This is a genomic window from Carnimonas nigrificans ATCC BAA-78 (assembly GCF_000526695.1).
GTDB lineage: Bacteria > Pseudomonadota > Gammaproteobacteria > Pseudomonadales > Halomonadaceae > Carnimonas > Carnimonas nigrificans.
Map to the genome: position 1 here is coordinate 217506 of NZ_JAGO01000012.1, position 19246 is coordinate 236751.

Genomic DNA, 19246 nt, shown 5'->3' on the forward strand with positions numbered 1-19246 from the left:
TACAAATCGCTTGGGCCTGCTTTTGTCATGCCAACAATAGTTTCTCAATTCATTCAGACGGAGGAACCGCTGGTATGGCAGGCAAGGCAGAAAAGATGAGCGTGGGAAAGGGGAATACAGGAAAGGTGAATGATCGGCAGGTTGCGGCACTGCGCGCACGCTTGCAGCAAAATATCAAGGCAGCAGCCCGACGACTTCAGGTGCAGGCACGGCTACCGTCCAGTGTGGAGCTTAATGATTTGGTTCAGGCGGGCATGGTGGGCCTGCTGGAAGCAGAAACACGTTTTGACGAAGGGCTGGGAGCCTCATTCGAGACCTTTGCCGGTCGTCGTGTTCAAGGGGCCATGCTTGATGAATTGCGTGGCCGTGACTGGCTGCCGCGCAGTATTCGACGGCAGGCCCGTGTTATTGCCCATATCAATGGAGAACTCGAACAGCGTTATGGTCGCAGCGTGCGTGATCGTGATATTGCGGAAGTGATGGAAGTTCCGCTCACTCGCTACCATCAGCATATTAATGACATCAACAGTGGCTACCTTAAGGAGTATGACGAAGGTGACCCCATGGATGCCGACCTCGACAGGGGCGACGACCGGGTTGAAGAGCAGTTGCTGTCACAGGAGCGGCGCACACTTTTATATCGGGGAATCGAGGCGCTGGCAGACGAGCGCGAACGGGAAGCGCTAATTCTTTACCATTTGAAAGGCTTGAGCCTTAAGCTCATTGGTGAGCGCCTTGGCGTGAGTGAATCACGAGTATGCCAGCTGCATCGGCGCGCCATGAAACATTTGAAACGCTGGTTTCTGGCGCACTACCCCGAACTGGCTACTTTGCCATCAAGCGCTAAAGCTATCGAGAAGAAGGTCGATCATGCTGCCTCCGGTCTCTGAGATAGAGTACGGTTCATGGGAAAGCAGCCAGTCTCTCAAAAGCCCATTCAGGAAATGGTAAAAGGTATTGGCAGCCTGCTGAGGGCAAACCCCTTCCCGTAGCTGCCCTAGCTTCTGGGCGCGGGAAAACTGCGTGGTGAAAATGCGATTGGCTTCTTCGGTGTATTCATGCTCGCGACACTCATCGGAAAGCTGATCGAAAAATTCGCAGCGGAAAATAATAATGGTGTAAACCCGCTGCATATGCGGGGTTTCACAGCGCAACAGCGCCTCCTTCAACGTTCTTTTCAGACTGTCGAGGGGGCGCGACTCTTGGCAGCTTCCCGACAGTTCGTCCAGCATTTGCTGTAACGGCAGACGCACGCGCTGAATAAGTGCTTCGAGCAACGATACCTTGTTGGCAAAATGCCAATAGACGGCACCTCGAGTAACGCCGGCACGGCGTGCAATCTGATCGAGAGAGGTACCTGAAACGCCGTTCTCGAAGAACACTTGCTCTGCTGCATCCAGCAAATGTTGTCGGGTGGCTTCGGCTTCGGCTTTGGTTTTTCTGGCCATGTTGGGTCTGCGCTGTTGGTCGAGTCGGATGAGGGGATAGATGGCGAGGCATAGTATAGCTGACATTTGCTGTTTACATACATACATGTCTGCATCTAAAATTTACCCCAGAATGCTCCACCATGGGCATCTAATTAATGCTACCTTGGTGGAATAATGCTCCTTTATGGAGCTGTCTTTCCCATTCCGTGCATCACATAAAGAGCGAAGGGTTCATGCCTTACATTACCAAGTCCAGAAGTGCGTTCTGGGGCCTGGCAGGCGCGGTTGCGCTTGCTCTGTCCGGCTGTGGTCAAAGCAACGATCAGCAGCAAAGTCAGCAGGAGGCGCCTGCCAAGCAGGCACAGGTCTATAGGGTTGCTGCGCGCAATATCCAGTTGGACAAAAGTTTCCCTGCCTCGGTACGCAGTGATAACGCAGCAGACGTTACTGCCCGTGTAGAAGGGGTGCTGGAGGGTCAAACCTATAAACCCGGCACCATGGTCAAAAAGGGTGATCCTCTCTTCCGGATTGAGCCTGATACCTATGCTGCCAAAGTGGCACAGGCCAGGGCTGCCCTTGTCAGCGCCCAGTCCGAAGCCCAGAACGCGGCGCGTGATAATCGCCGCTATCAGGAGCTGTTCCGCCGTGGTGCGATCAGCGCCGCTCAGCGTGATACCTATTCCAACTCTGCCAACACCTCACAGGCAGCCGTTGAGCAGGCTCGCGCTGCGCTGCACGATGCTCAAATCAACCTGAACTACTCCACGGTGCGTGCCACCGCTTCCGGTCAGGTTGGCCTGAATGAAGTGAATGTCGGGCAGTTGGTCAGCTCGGGCACCAAACTGACAACGGTAACGCCGATCAATCCGCTGGAAGTGCGCTTCCAGATTCCTGAAGATGACGCGATGCAGATTCGTCGTCAGCAGAGCATGAGCGGCGCGCCTGAAATCCTGACCAAGCTGGGTGTAGGCAGCAATGGCGAGCTGAATGGTCACCTCGACTATATTGGCGCCAGCGTCAACTCTGACACCAACACCGTGCAGGCGCGCGCTTCCTTTGATAACCCTGAAGGTGTCTACCTGCCCGGACAGTACGCACAGGTCCGGTTGCAGAAGCTGATGCGCTTTAATGTGTATGCGGTGCCTGAAGTTGCCATTACCCAGGGGCTGAATGGCCCGCAGCTGTTCGTTCTGGATGGCGATAACAAGGTGGCTGTACGCAATGTAGAGCTGGGCGACATCGCCGGAGACGAGCAGATTATTGCCGATGGCCTCAAACGTGATGACCGTGTTGTGGTGAGCGATCCCGGTGGTATTAATGTGGGAGATACCATTGATCCTCAACCGTATCAGCCTGGCGATAACAGCAATAGCCAGCGTTCATCCAGCGATGACAGCAGCCAATCTTCTGACGGCGAATAATGGGTAACGGATGAATATTTCCAACTTTTTTGTCAACAGGCCGATATTTGCGACGGTTCTGTCGATTATCATCGCGTTGGTGGGGCTGATATCAATGCGGGCACTGCCGATTGCGCAGTACCCCGATGTAGTGCCGCCTGAAATTACGGTCAGCGCTACCTACCCCGGTGCGAATGCCGAAACCGTCTCCAACACCGTTGCCAGTCAGCTCGCCGAGAGCATCAACGGTACTGAAGACATGATCTACATGTACGCCAACAGCTCCGATGATGGTCTGATGTCGATGCATGTGGCGTTCAACATCGGTTCTGATCCCAATATTGATCAGGTGAACGTCAACAACCGCGTACAGCAGGCGCTCTCCAAGCTTCCTCAGGAAGTGCAGGATCAGGGTGTTACGGTAGAGTTGCGTTCCAGCTCGATTCTGATGCTGCCGGTACTGGTGTCTGATCAATACGACCAAAACTACCTGCGTAACTATGCCAGCCTTCACCTGACCGATGAGCTTAAGCAGGTCGATGGTGTCGGTGATGCCGAGGTGCTGGGTGGCAGTGATATGGCGATGCGTATCTGGATCAAGCCGGATAAGCTGTCGCAGTACGATATTACGCCGCTTGAAGTCAATCAGGCGATCCAGGCGCAAAACGCTGCGGTTCCGGCAGGGAACCTGAGCGGTGAGCCGATGGAAAAATCGCGTGCCTTTACCTACACCATCTCGACCCAGGGCCGCCTGAGCAGCGCTGAGGAATTCAAGAATATTATCTTGAGGACCAACCCGGATGGTTCTACCTTGCGGCTCAAGGATGTTGCCAGGGTAGAGCTTGGCATGTCGTCCTATACGATCAATGCCTCGCTGAATGGTCGTGCCATGGCGCCGATTATGGTCCAGCAGCAGCCAGGTGCGAATGCGCTTGATACTGCGACCAAGGCCAAGGCTGCGCTTGATCGAATGAGGGCAACGCTGCCGGCCGGTGTTGATATCGAAGTGCCATATGACACTACGCTGTTCATTGACGCTTCGGTGGAATCGGTGGTGCATACCTTTATCGAAGCGCTGATTCTGGTAGCCATCATCGTCTTCGTGTTCCTGCAAAACTGGCGCACGACAGCGATTGCCATGTCGGTGGTGCCTATCTCGGTGGTCGGTACGTTCGCCGGTATGTACCTGCTCGATTTTTCGATCAACCTACTGTCGCTGTTCGGCATGATACTAGCGATCGGTATCGTGGTGGATGATGCGATCCTGGTGGTCGAGAACGTCGAGCGTCTGGTCGAAGATGATGAGGATATCTCCGTCTTTGATGCCACCCTTGAGGCGATGCGTGAGGTCGGCGGCCCTGTTATTGCGACCGCTTTCATCATGGCCTCGGTGTTTGTGCCGGTTGGCTTCCTCGGCGGTCTTACCGGTGAGATCTATCGCCAGTTTGCGATTACCATTGCAATTTCGGTGGCTATTTCTGCCTTTATTGCTCTGACGTTTACTCCGGCATTGACCACTATTCTGCTTAAGCGCAGGAAGAAGGTAGAGAACAACCCGATTGCCAAGCTATTGAGCGTGCCTTTCAAGATATTCGATGCGATCTTTGACAAGATCACAGCCGTCTATCTCGCTTTTGTACGCTTCTTTGCGCGCATGTGGGCACTCTCTCTGGTGGTGCTGGTGCTGATTTCTGGTGCTGCGGTACTGATCTACCAGAATTCGGGCAGTGGTCTGATTCCGACTACCGACCAGGGCCTTTATATAATGGCCGTGAACGCGCCCGATGGTGCATCGGTTGCTCGTACCACGGAGTACATGGATAAGCTGCAGAAGAAGATCCAGCAGCAGGATGGCGTCAAGTTTGTCACCTCGGTGTCTGGCTATGACTTCCTGAACTCTGCGGCCAATACCGCACGCGGACTTTTCTTCGTCACCATGGTGCCGTGGTCCGATCGTTCCGTCTCGGTCGATCAGTCGATTGCAGAGAGTACGAAGCTGGCCAACAGCATACCGGGCGGTACCGCTATGGCGTTCAACATGCCGCCAATCATTGGTCTCTCGACCACTGGTGGTCTGGAAGGCTATCTGGTATCGCGTAACGGTGCAGACAGTGACCAGATGGCTGAAGCTGCCGCTAAGCTGATGAAGGCCGCTCAGTCTCGTCCTGAACTTGCCCAGACGTTCTCGACCTACACCAACGCTGTACCTGCGTACCATGCAGAGATTGATTACGACAAGGCGACTGCCTACGGCGTAACCATCAGTGATCTTAACAATACGTTGTCGACCACGTTCGGTAGTGGATTTGTTAACTACTTCACTTACCATCAGCGAAACTTTGGTGTGTACATCCAGAACGAGAGTGAGTATCGCGCTACACCTGAGGATCTGAATCGTACCTATGTGCGTAGCTCATCTTCAGGCAGCCGTATCCCACTGTCGTCGTTTGTCACGCTCAAGCGTACCAACCAGGCGCCATTGGTAACGCGCTTCAACGTTTACCCCGCAGCCAAGTTCCAGGCGGCACCTGCGCCAGGCTACAGCTCGGGTGAAGCGATGCAGGCGCTACAGGAAGTAACCCACGATACCCTGGGCAATGACTGGGATATGTCGTGGAGTGGTACCAGCTACCAGGAGCAGGCAGCCGGTGGTGCGGCAGGTATCGCCATTGTCTTTGGCTTGCTGATGGTATTCCTGATACTGGCGGCGCAGTACGAAAGCTGGACAACGCCCTTGGCGGTGGTAACCGCGGTGCCGTTTGGCTTCTTCGGGGCGATCCTGGCCATCTGGCTACGTGGCCTGGACGTCGATGTTTACGTCAATGTTGGCTTCCTGGTGGTAGTGGGGCTGGCGGCGAAGAACGCGATTCTGATCGTCGAATTTGCCACCATGTTGCGCAAGGATCAGGGAATGAGCATCTACGAAGCAGCGGTCGAGGCGGCGCATCTGCGTTTCCGTCCGATTATCATGACCTCGCTGGCCTTTATCCTAGGCGTACTGCCGTTGGCATTCGCTAGCGGTGCCAGTGACACCAACAGCCATGATATTGGTACAACCGTAGCGGGCGGCATGGTGGCGGTAGCGATTCTTGCCAGTATCTTCGTACCTGCCTATTACGTTGTGATCGCCGGTGCTCAGCAGTGGGTGAGCAACAAGCTGGGGAAAGGCAAGAAAGAACAGCCTGAAACTCGGCAGCAAGGTGATAATAGCCAGCATTAGCAGTAAGCTGGCTGGGTATTACCCTGCAAGTAACGAGAGAGACCCGCCAACTGGCGGGTCTCTCTCGTTGTGTGGGCCTGTTTTTTATAAGAACGTTGTTATGCCCGCGATAGCTGTGGCGGCCTCCAGAAGCGTGTCAGGGAGCTGACGAGTGATACGGCATCTTGCTCGTGCGGCGGTGCTTCTGGCTCTGCTCCAGTGCGATTATCGAAGTGAGCAGGCAGGGAGAGGCCAAGCAGTATCGAAGCCGCCTGGTGGCGTTGTGTCACCCTTGTGGGGCTGCTGAATACGCTGAAAAACGCAGCTTATATTGAACGAGGGTACTGCTTCACTATCATGGTGAAGCGGCTCCAGGGTGCGATAGTACGTGCGCATTGCCGCGAGTGGGGCTATTCTTTTAAGGGTAGGTGCTCGATATGCGGCGCGATTATGTTGATGCAATACAGTGACATGGATAGGTAGGGTGGCTGTGCTGTGAAACAACACTGATTTTTAGTGTAATCGTGACAAGAATGATTGAAAACGCTGTTCGAGTATTGCATTATGCACTCGCTTGGGCCTATTTTTAGTCCGCCAGAAGGAATTGGAAACGCTGCTGTAATGGGCGTTCTGTAGGCCGGGACGGCGTGGATAAGCCTTGTATTTTGCATTGTGGCGAATTCAGGCTGGTCGGGTCGCCTAATAATTTGGAATCGCTGTAGTGCTGCTCCTTGAGGGCAGTTAACGAAAGCGTTGTATCAAGAAGGAGTCTTGCATGAACAAATCTGCGACTGGTTTAGTGCTGGGATCTGCACTGGTTCTGGGTCTGTCTGGCTGTGCCAGCAATGAAAATGCCCCGACCGACGGCGGTTCTTCCTGGTATCAGAACCCTCTCGTTTGCGGTGCTGCTGGCGCCCTGATCGGTGGTGGCCTTGGCTACTCCGTAAGCGGCTCTCATGACGAAGGTACTGGCGCTGCTATCGGCGGTGTTGCTGGTGGTACCATCGCTGCACTGCTGTGTAAATCACCTGATCACGCTGACGCTGATTCTGATGGCGACGGTGTTCCTGACAGCATCGACGAATGCCCCGGTACTCCGGCAGGCGTAGCAGTTGACGCTAAAGGTTGCCCGCTTGATTCTGATGGCGACGGTGTTCCTGACTACCTCGACGAATGCCCTGGAACTCCGGCTGGTACCGAAGTTGACGCACAAGGCTGCCCTGTAGAACAGGCTCCTGAGCGTCCTACTCTGGTACTGAACGACATCCACTTCGCGTTCGACTCTTCTAAACTGAGCGGTGATTCCCAGCAGACTCTGAACGTTGTTGCACAGCGTCTGGTTGAGAACTCTGATGTTGCAGTTCGTATCGAAGGTCACACTGACTCTACCGGTACAGAAGCATACAACAAACGCCTGTCTCAGCGTCGTGCGGATTCCGTAGCTCAGTACCTGACTTCTCAGGGTGTTGACGCTAGCCGCCTGACTACTGAAGGCTTCGGCGAAAGCCGTCCGGTTGCTGACAACTCGACTCGTGAAGGTCGTGCTCAGAACCGTCGCGTAGAAATCGCTCCGGTTGACGGTGGTGATCAGCAGTAATTCATTACTGAATTACGCGAATAAAAGGGTGCCTTCGGGCACCCTTTTTTTGTGCTTATATACAGGTGCATGTACAGGCCAGTAATTTTCCTGCGGTATAAATTACCGCCACGCTATCAATCGGATACTCCCGGTTGTTGTGGCCACGACGAGCGGATGGACGTTATAGCACTGCACTGGTAAAGTCATCGCCTCAGTCAGCGGGTGACATTATTGTTGTCGCGACATTAGTGCCCGGCAATTCTGGTGCGCTGTCACGACAAGGTTACCCGGCAATCACGCATTACGACACACTCAAGTGCGCCCTGGTATAGCGCACCACTGAAGCCAAGGATTCTTTCCATGCCCAGCATTACTCTCCCTGACGGTAGTCAGCGTCACTTCGATACTCCCGTTACCATTATGCAGATCGCTGAATCCATCGGCGCCGGTCTGGCCAAGGCTGCGGTAGCAGGGCGCATCGACGGTGAGCTGGTGGATACTGCCGATATTGTTGACCACGATGCCGACGTTAGCATTGTGACCACCAAGGACCAGGAGGGCATTGATATCGTTCGCCACTCCTGCGCGCACTTGCTGGGGCATGCGGTCAAGCAGCTCTACCCTGATGCAAAAATGGCGATTGGCCCGGTTATTGCCGATGGCTTCTATTACGATATTGATTTCGGCCATACGCTCTCCTCGGAAGAGCTTCAGGCGATTGAAGATCGCATGCAGCAGCTTATCAATCAGGATTATGATGTCGAGCGCGTCTATGTTGACCGTGAGCAGGCGCTAACTACCTTCCAGCAGCGCGAAGAGCCCTACAAGGTTGAGCTGGTTGAAGGCATCCCGCAGGGCGAGACTATCCGTCTTTATCATCATCAGGAATACACTGACATGTGTCGCGGGCCGCATGTGCCCAATACACGTCTGATCAAAGCCTTCAAGTTGATGAAACTGGCGGGCGCCTATTGGCGTGGCGATTCCAACAATCCGATGCTAACCCGTATCTATGGGACGGCATGGCCCGACAAGAAAGCGCTTAAAGCCTATCTTCAGCGTCTTGAAGAGGCCGAGAAACGCGACCACCGCAAGCTGGCGCGCAAACTGGACCTTTTCCACTTGCAGGAAGAAGCGCCCGGCATGGTGTTCTGGCACCCGAAAGGCTGGCAGCTCTGGCAGGCCGTAGAGCGCTATATGCGCAAGGTTTACCAGGAAGGCGGTTACCAGGAAATTCGCACGCCACAGATTGTTGATTCGTCGCTTTGGAAGCGGTCGGGGCATTGGGACAATTATGCCGACAACATGTTCTTCACCGAATCTGAAAGTCGCGAGTATGCCGTCAAGCCGATGAACTGCCCATGCCACGTGCAGGTGTTCAATTCGGGGCTGCGAAGCTATCGCGAACTGCCCATCCGTTACGGTGAGTTCGGCGCTTGCCACCGCAATGAGCCATCCGGTTCTCTGCACGGCATTATGCGTGTACGCGGTTTCACTCAGGATGATGGCCATATCTTCTGCACGGAAGAGCAGCTTGAAGGGGAAGTCACGCATTTCCACTCCCAGGTGCTCAAGGTTTACGCCGATTTCGGCTTCTCCGATATTTCGGTCAAGATTGCGCTGCGCCCCGAGAAACGCATCGGTAGCGAAGAAGCCTGGGATCATGCCGAGAACGCCTTGCGAGGCGCACTCAAGGCTTGTGGTATCGCCTGGGAGGAGCTGCCGGGAGAAGGGGCTTTCTATGGTCCCAAGATCGAATATCACATGCGTGATGCGCTGGGCCGCGAGTGGCAGATGGGCACCATGCAGGTCGATCCGGTCATGCCGGTAAGGCTGGGAGCGCAATACGTAGCAGAAGATGGCAGTCGTAAAACACCTATCATGCTGCATCGTGCTATCATTGGTACCTTCGAACGTTTCATTGGTATTTTGATTGAGCACTACGCTGGCGCGCTGCCTGAATGGCTCTCTCCGGTCCAGGCGGTGGTGATGAATATCACCGATGCGCAGGCCGAATATGCGCGAGAAGTGCTTAAGCACCTTGAAAATTCAGGGGTTCGGGCCCATACAGACTTGAGAAATGAGAAAATCGGCTTTAAGATTCGCGAGCACACGCTGCAAAAAGTCCCTTATCTGCTTGTTGTAGGCGATAAAGAGGTGGAAAATCGCAGCGTCGCGGTAAGAACGCGCAGTGGCGAAGATCTTGGCACGCTTTCTCTTGAAGAGCTTACCAAACGTCTTGTTGGCTAACGTGCGTTCGTAGGCCTGTTTGATAAGCCTGACCCTCTTAAATTCTATGACGGAGATGTAAAGATCAAGCGTAATAATCAGCGTGGTCGCGCTCAGGAAAAACTGCCACCCATTAATGATCGAATTCTCGCCGACGAAGTGCGTCTTATTAGTCCGGATGGCGAGCAGCTAGGCGTCGTTGCCCTTAACAAGGCACTCTCTGCAGCAGAAGAGGCTGAGCTGGATCTGGTTCAGATTTCCAGTGGCGATCCGATCGTTTGCAAGATCATGGACTATGGGAAATTCGTCTTCGAGCAGAAGAAGCAAAAGGCTGCTCAGAAGAAGAAACAGAAACAGGTCCAAATCAAGGAAGTCAAGTTCCGTCCCGGAACTGATGAAGGCGACTATCAGGTCAAGCTCCGTAACCTGATCCGCTTTTTGGAAAGCGGGGATAAAGGCAAGGTTACTCTGCGCTTCCGTGGGCGTGAGATGGCGCACCAGGAGTTGGGTCGCGAATTGATGCAGCGCATCGAAAGCGATCTCGGCGATCTGGTCACCGTTGAATCTCGCCCGCGTATGGAAGGCCGTCAGATGACCATGATGCTGGCCCCGAAGAAGAAGTGATCCGACCGGCAGTTTAACGGGCTCTCGTATTGTGCGCACTTTAGAGCACGGTGCGGGAGTCGGCCTCGGGTTTTCTCAATAACGAGCAGCCAGGTGCTGCAATTGGAGTATCCAATGCCCAAGATTAAAACGAACCGTGGTGCGGCCAAGCGTTTTAAAAAGACCGCTAATGGCTTCAAGCACAAGCAGTCTTTTCGTAGCCACATCCTGACCCACAAATCGACCAAGCGTAAGCGTCATCTGCGTGGCATGAAGCAGCTTCACGCTGCCGATCAGAAGTTGATCGGTCGCATGCTGCCTAACCTCTAAGCATACGTTTACCCAACGAACTCGTTTCGTTTTTTCGATTTATCTGTAACGTCAGGAGAATTCCATGGCACGTGTAAAACGTGGTGTCACTGCACACCGTCGTCACAAGAAGGTTCTTAAGCAGGCTAAAGGCTATTATGGAGCACGTTCGCGCGTCTTCCGCGTAGCCAAGCAGGCTGTCATCAAGGCTGGTCAGTATGCGTATCGCGACCGTCGCCAGCGTAAACGCCAGTTCCGCGCTCTGTGGATCGCGCGTATCAATGCTGCGGCACGTCTGCACGGTCTCTCTTACAGCCGTTTCGTTGCTGGCTTGAAAAAAGCGGGTATCGAAATCGACCGTAAGGTACTGGCTGATCTGGCGGTTCACGAGAAAGAAGCCTTTGGCGCTATCGTTGAGCAGGCCAAGGCCGCGCAGTGATCCCTAGGTCGCCAGTCTGAGATTTTTACGCTGGCGACGTGCTGGTGAACACGACTCAGGGGGAAGAGCGGCTGCTCTTCCCCCTGTTTTTATGTTTAATATCGGCTTCTCTCGACCCCAGCCGTTATGGTTGTACCGTTTTCTTCACGGGCTGTCGGTCGAACGGGCCAACGATTTATACTGGTTATTTAGTAGCAACAACTTCGGAGATACCGATGGATCATTTATCCGCGCTGGTCGAAGAGGCTCGCACTGCGGTCTCGGCTGCCGAATCAACGCAGACACTCGACGAAGTGCGGGTGCGTTTTCTGGGCAAGAAAGGGGCGTTGACCCAGGAACTGAAAGGTCTGGGAAAGCTTGATCCAGAGCAGCGTCCTGCTGCCGGTGAAGCAATCAATCAGGCCAAGAATCAGGTCAATGCGCTGCTTGAAGAGCGCCGGCGCGGTCTAGAAGAGAGTGCCCTGAACGCACGCCTCGCCAGTGAGCGTATTGATGTTACCTTGCCGGGCCGTGGGCAGCCGCAGGGCGGCTTGCATCCGGTAACGCGTACCCGTCAGCGCATCGAAAAACTGTTTACCGATATTGGGTTTGTGGTCGAGCAAGGGCCTGAAATCGAAGACGATTATCATAACTTCGAGGCGCTCAATATTCCCGCCCATCACCCAGCGCGGGCGATGCAGGATACCTTCTATTTCGATGCCAACTACGTTCTGCGCACGCAAACCTCAGGAGTGCAGATTCGTACCATGGAGAGCCAACAGCCTCCGCTGCGTATCGTCTGCCCCGGGCGCGTTTATCGTAATGACTCCGATATGACGCACAGCCCGATGTTCCACCAGATGGAAGGTCTGTTCGTTGATCGCGATGTTACCTTCGCTGATCTGAAAGGGACGCTGTACGCCTTCCTTCAAGCGTTTTTCGAAGGCGATGATATCGAAGTACGTTTCCGTCCTTCCTACTTCCCGTTTACCGAACCTTCGGCGGAAGTCGATATTCGCATCAAGCGTCAGGGCGAAGAGCAGTACGGTAACTGGCTTGAGGTGCTGGGCTGCGGCATGGTCAATCCAAAAGTGTTTGGCTTTGTTGATGTGGATAGCGAGCAGTATTCAGGCTTTGCGTTTGGCATGGGCATTGAGCGCCTGGCCATGCTGCGTTATGGCGTCAACGATTTGCGCATGTTTTACGACAACGATTTGAGATTCTTGCGCCAATTCTAAAATGGTGCGGCTGGAGTATTTCCGGCCTTGTTCTCTCGTAAACGTCAATATCGCGGTGGATGAAGATTGCCGGCTGGCACCGGTGCCGCGATACACCGATAGATGAATTTGCCGCATTTAAGCGAGGCAACATGAAGTTTTCCGAACAGTGGCTGCGTCAGTGGGTTGCCCCCGAGCTTGATGCCGCCGGTATTGCCCACCGACTCACCATGGCGGGCCTTGAGGTCGATGCTGTCGAGCCGATCGCTCCTGCATTCAACAATGTGGTGGTGGGCGTCATTGAGTCCGCCGAACAGCATCCCGACGCTGACAAGCTCAGAGTGTGTCAGGTCAACGATGGCACTGATATATGGCAGATCGTATGCGGTGCGCCCAACGCGGCCGCCGGTTTGAAAGTGGCGGTAGCACGCATTGGTGCGGTTCTGCCTGGCGATTTCAAGATCAAGAAAGCCAAGCTGCGCGGTGTTGAGTCGAAAGGCATGCTGTGTGGAGCCTCCGAGCTGGGGCTAGAGGATGAGCCGTCTCCAGGAATCATGGAACTTCCTGCCGACGCGCCCCTGGGTGTGGATCTGCGTGAATGGCTGAAGCTGGATGGCAGTATCATTGATATTGACATCACCCCGAATCGCGGCGACTGCTTCAGTATGCGCGGTATCGCGCGGGATCTGGCGGCTGTGCTTCAGCGTGAGGTAACGGCTCCCCAGTGTACGCCTTGTGATGTCACTTCCACGCGGGTTTTCCCTACCAAGGTAGCGCTGCCCGAGCAGTGCCCTCGGCTGTTAACGCGAGTGGTCGATAATGTTGATGTCAGCCGGCCAACGCCCTGGTGGATGCAAGAGCAGTTACGCTGTAGTGGTGTTCGCTCGATTGATTTAGTGGTGGATATTACCAACTATGTCATGCTCGAACTTGGCCAGCCGCTGCACGGTTATGACCTTGAGCGTCTGGAAGATTTTCTGGAAGTGCGAGCAGCGCAGCAGGGCGAGACACTGCACACTCTCGATGGCAATGAGCAACAGCTCAAAGAAGGCACGCTGCTGATTGCGGATGCCAAGGGGCCGCTCGGCATTGCCGGTGTGATGGGCGGGGAGCATTCGGGTGTGTCTGCCGATACGCGCCATGTGCTGCTTGAGGCCGCCTTCTTTACGCCGCTGGCCCTTGCCGGTACTGCGCGCCGTTACGGTTTGCATACCGACGCTTCGCAACGTTTTGAGCGCGGTGTCGATTATCAGCTTCAGCACGCTGCCATCGAACGTGCCACGCAGCTATTGATTGAGCTGGGTGGCGGCAGCGCTGGGCCGCTGTCGGAGGTTGTCAACGATGACACGCTTCCTGCTGCTGCCTCGATTGATTTCAAGGCGTCGGAAGTCGAGCGTTTGCTGGGGGTACAGCTCCCGACAAATTACATCCCCGATGTATTGACCCGGCTAGGCTTTTCGCTGAGTGAAGAGGGCGCAGAGCGCTGGAAGGTGCAGATACCAAGCTGGCGTTTTGACGTTAGCCAGCCTGCCGATCTGGTTGAAGAGATCGCGCGGGTCTATGGTTATACCGAACTGCCATCGCGTGAGCCACGTATTAGCGTTGCACCTTGCGCCACTCAGGAGGCACAGCTGGGTGCTGCTGCCTTGCAGCAGGAGTTGGTGAGCCGCGGTTATCAGGAGGCGATCACCTATAGTTTTGTCGCGCCTGAATTACAGCAGCAGGTACTGCCTCATAAGCAAGCGCCGCAGCTCTCCAACCCGCTGTCGGTCGAGATGTCGGTGATGCGTGCCGGTTTGTGGCCAGGCTTAATCAAGGCCCAGCTGCATAACCTCAATCGTCAGCAGACGCGCGTGCGCCTCTTTGAGTTGGGCCTGACCTTTGAAGGGGATCGCGCTGAGCACGTTGAACAGATTGAGCGTATCGGTGGGCTTGTGTGCGGCAGCCGGCTTCCGGAAGGCTGGAACGCCAACCGTGACGGTGTTGATTTCTTTGATCTGAAGGGTGATGTTGAAGCGCTGCTGGCGTTAGGGCATGCCGACGCCGAATGGCGTTTCGAACCCGCTGAGCACCCTGCGCTGCATCCCGGTCAAAGTGCCCGTATCGTGCGCGTGAGTGGCGGTGAAGAGCAGTTGGCTGGTTGGCTGGGCGCCTTGCATCCTGCGCTGCGCAGTCAGCTTGGGATCAAGGTTGATACGTTTGTCTTCGAGCTTGATGTAGCACCGCTGTGCCAGGGCCAGCTTCCGCATTTCAAGCACCTGTCGCGCTACCCAGAGGTGCGTCGTGATCTGGCACTGGTGGTCGACGAGCAGCAGCCGGTCGCGGAGCTGCTTGAGCAGGTGCGCAATAGCGCAGGCGAATGGCTCACCGATGTGCATCTTTTCGATGTCTATCAGGGCAAAGGCGTAGCGGAAGGGCACAAAAGCGTGGCGCTGGGCTTGACCTGGCAGCACCCTTCGCGCACCCTCAACGATAGCGAGATTGAGCAGTGGGTGGCTGATGCCGTTGATGGCGCAGCACAGCGTTTCGGCGCTACACTGCGAGGATAGCACAGGGCACGGAAGAGAGGGCGCGTGTAGATTCACACCGCCCTCTGTTGCCAAGGGTATTTTTATACTGACAAGCAGTCGACGAGGATAGGGGCAATGAGCGCGCTAACCAAAGCGGAATTGGCTGAGCATTTGAACACTGCCTTGGATTTATCGAAGCGGGATGCCAAGCAGTTGGTAGAGACCTTTTTCGATGAAATTCGTGGCTGCTTGCGGGAAAATGAGCAGGTGAAGCTTTCTGGCTTCGGTAATTTTGACCTGCGCGACAAGAACGAGCGCCCCGGCCGTAACCCTAAAACAGGCGAAGATATCCCGATCTCTGCCCGGCGTGTAGTAACGTTCAGGCCAGGGCAAAAGCTCAAAAGCCAGGTCGAGGAGTTTAATCAGTAAGCGCGTTTTTTCAGCCTTTACTGATAGTAACCTCGCTCAATACCAGGAACGCGCGGTGCATGGCTGCACTGCGCGTTCCTTTTGTTTGGACTTTTCTCTCATACCATCACGACTCAGCGCGGTTGATCGTTTTCCTGATCGGTACGTTGAGCGGTAGTGCTGGTGCTCTCATCCTCGTTTACCGAGCGTTTGAATTGCTTGAGGGCCGCGCCAATATCGCTACCGGCATTGCGGAGTTTTCCGGTGCCGAATACCAGTAAAATAACGGCCAGCGTTATCAGGATATGACCGGCTGAAAGACCTGAAAGCATATTGGCTCTCCACTCTATAGTTGATTCAAGATACTTGCCTATTGCGGCTATTCTACCATTTTCTGGCCGTTAATCCCTCGTTAAGTATGATATCGGTGCGCGATTAATGGTCGATCAGCGACCTGCATCGTTGCGGCAGGAGCAATGGTGCCTCTATTAATCGGCATGGAAATACGTCTTAGTTGCCTGAGCGGGCAGCGTTTTCTGTGTTAGGATTTCGCCAAATTCGCGTTCCCAATAGAGATTAAAGATGCCATCCGCCAGGATTTTTGTCGCCACGGTATTTGGTGGCTCGCTGGAAGTTGCCGAAGAGTTGATGCCCTGCCTTGAAGAGGAAGGGTATGATGTGAATATATTCGATGAGCCTAAACTATCGGATCTTACTGATGAGAAGTTGCCTGATATTGCCGTGTTCTGTATCAGCACCACCGGCAGCGGTGACTTCCCGCCCAACTTTGCCGATTTTGCCCATGCGCTGGATGCTACCGGCGCCCCCATCGCTGGGTTGAAATATGGGCTGATTGCGCTCGGAGATTCAAGCTACCCCACCTATTGTGGTGCGGGGCGTCGCCTCGATGAGCTGTTGACGGAATACGGTGCCCAGCGCATTGGCGAACGTCTGGAAATAGATGCGACCGAAGTGCTGCAACCTTATCAGGAAGCGCTCGATTGGGCAGACGAGTGGATCAAGCTGCTGTAACGCCAAGCAATGAATCCCGCTGCCATTAACGTAAACGCCCGCGCAACGTTTAGTACCAGCGTGCGCGGGCGATACCGTCTAGGCTGTGATTAGCCGAGGGTGTAGCAGGGCACGTAATCACTGCCGGGCAGCTTCATGCGCTGCTGCTCGACAAACGACTTAAGCAGTGTATCGAGTCGGCGCATCAGCTCCGGCTCCGCATTGAGCTTGAAAGGCCCATGGCGTTCGATTTCAGCAATCCCCTGATCCTTCACGTTGCCGGCAACAATCCCCGAGAAGGCACGCCGTAAATTGGCGGCTAGCTCGGCCTTGTCAGCGTCGCTGTGCAGATCAAGATCCGCCATCGCAGCGTGCGTTGGCGTGAAGGGCTGCTGGAAGTCGTGGGGAATTGCCAGGCGCCAGTTAAAGTAGAACGCATCCTGATGCACTCGCCGGAATTCGGTGACTTCCTTGATACCCGCAATCATCGATGTGGCGACTTCCTGAGGATCATCAATGATAATGCGATAACGCGCCTGTGCCTCGCTGCCGAGAGTGGCACCAATAAATTCATCAATCTGATGAAAATAGTCAGCGCTTGAGGCGGGGCCGGTGAAAATGACCGGATAGGGGATGTCGCGGTTGTTGGCGTGCAGCAGAATACCCAGCAGGTAGAGTATTTCCTCTGCGGTGCCGACCCCTCCGGGGAACACGATAATGCCGTGACCCACGCGCACAAACGCCTCAAGACGTTTCTCGATGTCGGGCATGATCGTGAGCTGATTGACGATCGGGTTGGGAGACTCGGCAGCGATGATACCTGGCTCGGAAATGCCGAGATAACGGGCTGGTGCGTAACGCTGTTTGGCATGGGCTATATTGGCACCTTTCATCGGGCCTTTCATTGCACCTGGGCCGCAGCCGGTGCAGATGTCCATCCTTCTGAGCCCAAGCTGGTAGCCCACCGCCTTGCTGTAGTCGTACTCTTCCCGCGAAATCGAATGGCCGCCCCAGCACACCACCAGGTTAGGTATTTTCGATGGGGTGAAAAGGCGCGCATTGCGCAGCAGTCCAAATACGATATTGGTGGCCGCTTCACTTTCACTCAGCTTTTGACCGGTCAGATGAGAAACGCTATCAATGTTTTGCGCCTTGGCAAATACCAGGTCTCGCAGCACAGAGGAAAGCTGCTCGCGAATACCGCGGATCATTCCACCATCCACAAAGGCATGCGCCGGCGCGGCAGTTAGCTTGAGGCGAACACCACGATCCTCCTGGAGAATTTCGATATCAAAATCGGGGTAGCGCTCCAGCATGCTGCGCGCATCGTCGGTGGCGACACCTGCGTTCAGAATTGCCAGTGCACACTGACGTAATACCTTATGGATACCGTGACTTGAGGTGTCGCGCAGGAACTGCACTTCATTCTGCGCCAGTACTTCAAGGGAGCCTTCCGGTGAAACCACGGCAGAAAGCGTTGCGGTGGGGGCGGGGCGGGTAGTGGCAAACGTGCTAGTCATTCACTCTTCCTTTCCTTGTACATAGCGGTACGGTAAATCATCGCAGCATTCGTTATTTCAGCGTCACGACGAACCTATCAGGCAGCCTGACGCGCCTCTTGCCATAAGCGAGTAGTTAATTCGCAATCCTGCTCGGACATGCCATCCTGAAGGAATACGTGCTGCAACCACTCCCAGTAGGTGTCGTCAAAATCTTCGGCGGTTACATGTTCGATATCGTAGTCCGCCATTTCCAGCACCAGCTCAATTTGAGGGATCATATAGCCCAGTGAGAATAGATCCTGCTCTTGAGCAGAGCGCTCCATAGAGAGAAGCGCCTGTTTGATCTGCTCGCCTCGCTCAACGAAGGGATCTGCCATGGAATGCTCCTGATTGGATCACGCAAACAAGGGTATTGGTATTGCAGCGCCTGAGAAGCGCTGAACAAGAGGCATACAGCTTAGCATTGAAAAGTGGCGCGCGTCGTTTGAGGAGGCTGATTCTTATGAATATCAATACTATGCACGTTTTTATACCGTTATCTTATCAGGCGCCCTAACTCAACTTACTGCCATACCCATTCCTGTAAACTTCACGAAATAAAACCCCCGTTACCACCTAACAACCGCCTTGCTCTGGCAGCAAGGCGGAGCGAGACAATGGTTATTCCTTCATCATCCCTTTGTAGTTTTCGACCGCATCAAGGAAGGTAATGAAGTGAGTGTCGCCACGCTTGTCATGGCGGTCCACCCGACAGCTCATAAGCACACCGCGCCCAGTGGAGATCTGGTCGAATAGCTCCAGGGTAACGGCGCTGGCAGTAGCTTCCTGTGGTTCGATACGGCCACTCTGCAAGTCAAAGACCTCCAGCATTGAGCCGCGCACACGAGTGCTGCCTTTTTCAGCAATTACGCGACGCACAAAAAGCCAGCCTTCGCAGGTGAGTGTCGTTCCGTCATCCTGGGTGCGAGAGAATAGAGTACGGTAACAGGCGCCTTCTTCAGCACCTTTAGCGGCCATGTTGCGATAGGCTTCAGCGAGACGGTTTGCCATTGCTCCTGACTGTTCGAGTCTGCCGATGGCGGCGCGGTGCTCTCTGTTGAGCCTTTCCTGCTGGGAGAATCGTTGCCAATGGCGAAAATTGGCAAGCAGTGTCGCGTCGGTCATGCAGTACCTCGGGCATTCAAAGCGTTAAAGGAAAGCCGGATTGTCGCACTACCGTCGCAATGTGCAAAGTACCATACAGCGTTCACTGGTGAGATCGTTGCCGTTTTGGGGCCTGACAGGCGATAAAGAGTGGCTTGAAAGCAGGGGAAAGCCCAAGCGCGCTCAGCTCACCATATTTTTGATGCGCACTAGTACGAGCAATGCTAACCCTTTGTGCTGTTTTGTCTTATGGTAATGGCATGGTTTAATAGATGAGACAATCTGAAT

The 19246-nt window shown here is 54.6% G+C and carries 17 protein-coding genes; 12 read left to right on the forward strand and 5 right to left on the reverse strand.

Annotated elements, in window-relative coordinates:
- The first annotated feature begins 74 nt into the window (after window positions 1-74).
- Complete coding sequence (fliA, locus tag L881_RS12985) at window positions 75-890, forward strand: RNA polymerase sigma factor FliA (RefSeq protein ID WP_025732986.1); 816 nt, start codon at window positions 75-77, stop codon at window positions 888-890.
- Here the strand turns inward: fliA and L881_RS14060 are convergent.
- Window positions 837-1448 (reverse strand): TetR family transcriptional regulator, encoded by a 612-nt coding sequence (locus L881_RS14060; RefSeq protein ID WP_025732987.1) that lies wholly within the window; start codon window positions 1446-1448, stop codon window positions 837-839. The genes fliA and L881_RS14060 overlap by 54 nt on opposite strands.
- Before the next feature lie 215 nt (window positions 1449-1663).
- On the opposite strand from L881_RS14060, the gene L881_RS0106995 reads away from it, so the two are divergent.
- From L881_RS0106995 to ihfA, 10 genes are all read left to right on the forward strand, one after another.
- Window positions 1664-2851, forward strand: coding sequence for an efflux RND transporter periplasmic adaptor subunit (locus L881_RS0106995; protein ID WP_025732988.1), 1188 nt, complete (start codon window positions 1664-1666; stop codon window positions 2849-2851).
- Window positions 2852-2861: 10 nt separating this feature from the next.
- Window positions 2862-6050 carry an efflux RND transporter permease subunit gene (locus L881_RS0107000; RefSeq protein WP_025732989.1) on the forward strand — a complete coding sequence of 1063 codons (3189 nt, stop codon included), beginning with the start codon at window positions 2862-2864 and terminating at the stop codon, window positions 6048-6050.
- Window positions 6051-6804: 754 nt separating this feature from the next.
- Window positions 6805-7626, forward strand: a complete 822-nt coding sequence (locus L881_RS0107005) for an OmpA family protein (RefSeq protein ID WP_025732990.1) — start codon at window positions 6805-6807, stop codon at window positions 7624-7626.
- A gap of 342 nt (window positions 7627-7968) precedes the next feature.
- On the forward strand, window positions 7969-9858 hold the full coding sequence (gene thrS, locus L881_RS12990; RefSeq protein WP_034578783.1) for a threonine--tRNA ligase: 1890 nt from the start codon (window positions 7969-7971) through the stop codon (window positions 9856-9858).
- A gap of 102 nt (window positions 9859-9960) precedes the next feature.
- Entirely contained in the window at window positions 9961-10461 is a 501-nt protein-coding gene (gene infC, locus L881_RS0107015) for a translation initiation factor IF-3 (protein ID WP_211238903.1), read from the forward strand.
- Window positions 10462-10575: 114 nt separating this feature from the next.
- Window positions 10576-10770: a 50S ribosomal protein L35 gene (gene rpmI, locus L881_RS0107020; protein WP_025732991.1), complete on the forward strand. Its 195-nt coding sequence runs from the start codon at window positions 10576-10578 to the stop codon at window positions 10768-10770.
- Between the two features lie 64 nt (window positions 10771-10834).
- Window positions 10835-11188: a 50S ribosomal protein L20 gene (gene rplT, locus L881_RS0107025; protein WP_025732992.1), complete on the forward strand. Its 354-nt coding sequence runs from the start codon at window positions 10835-10837 to the stop codon at window positions 11186-11188.
- A gap of 215 nt (window positions 11189-11403) precedes the next feature.
- Window positions 11404-12405 (forward strand): phenylalanine--tRNA ligase subunit alpha, encoded by a 1002-nt coding sequence (gene pheS, locus L881_RS0107030; RefSeq protein WP_025732993.1) that lies wholly within the window; start codon window positions 11404-11406, stop codon window positions 12403-12405.
- A 131-nt stretch (window positions 12406-12536) separates the two neighbouring features.
- Window positions 12537-14933, forward strand: coding sequence for a phenylalanine--tRNA ligase subunit beta (gene pheT, locus L881_RS0107035; protein ID WP_025732994.1), 2397 nt, complete (start codon window positions 12537-12539; stop codon window positions 14931-14933).
- A gap of 96 nt (window positions 14934-15029) precedes the next feature.
- The gene (gene ihfA, locus L881_RS0107040; RefSeq protein WP_025732995.1) at window positions 15030-15323 is read left to right on the forward strand and encodes an integration host factor subunit alpha; all 294 of its coding nucleotides are present in this window, start codon (window positions 15030-15032) and stop codon (window positions 15321-15323) included.
- Window positions 15324-15436: 113 nt separating this feature from the next.
- Here the strand turns inward: ihfA and tatA are convergent, their stop codons facing one another.
- Window positions 15437-15634, reverse strand: coding sequence for a twin-arginine translocase TatA/TatE family subunit (tatA, locus tag L881_RS0107045; RefSeq protein WP_025732996.1), 198 nt, complete (start codon window positions 15632-15634; stop codon window positions 15437-15439).
- Window positions 15635-15884: 250 nt separating this feature from the next.
- Between tatA and L881_RS0107050 the strand changes: the two genes are divergently transcribed.
- Window positions 15885-16334, forward strand: coding sequence for a flavodoxin domain-containing protein (locus L881_RS0107050; RefSeq protein WP_025732997.1), 450 nt, complete (start codon window positions 15885-15887; stop codon window positions 16332-16334).
- An 89-nt stretch (window positions 16335-16423) separates the two neighbouring features.
- Here the strand turns inward: L881_RS0107050 and ppnN are convergent, their stop codons facing one another.
- The 3 genes from ppnN to L881_RS0107065 all read right to left on the reverse strand — a co-directional run bounded on the left by ppnN (window position 16424) and on the right by L881_RS0107065 (window position 18979).
- Entirely contained in the window at window positions 16424-17833 is a 1410-nt protein-coding gene (gene ppnN / locus L881_RS0107055; protein WP_025732998.1) for a nucleotide 5'-monophosphate nucleosidase PpnN, read from the reverse strand.
- Between the two features lie 77 nt (window positions 17834-17910).
- A complete protein-coding gene (locus L881_RS0107060; protein WP_025732999.1) occupies window positions 17911-18192 on the reverse strand; it encodes a hypothetical protein in 282 nt (93 codons plus the stop codon).
- A 283-nt stretch (window positions 18193-18475) separates the two neighbouring features.
- The gene (locus tag L881_RS0107065; protein WP_025733001.1) at window positions 18476-18979 is read right to left on the reverse strand and encodes a hypothetical protein; all 504 of its coding nucleotides are present in this window, start codon (window positions 18977-18979) and stop codon (window positions 18476-18478) included.
- Window positions 18980-19246 lie beyond the last annotated feature (267 nt).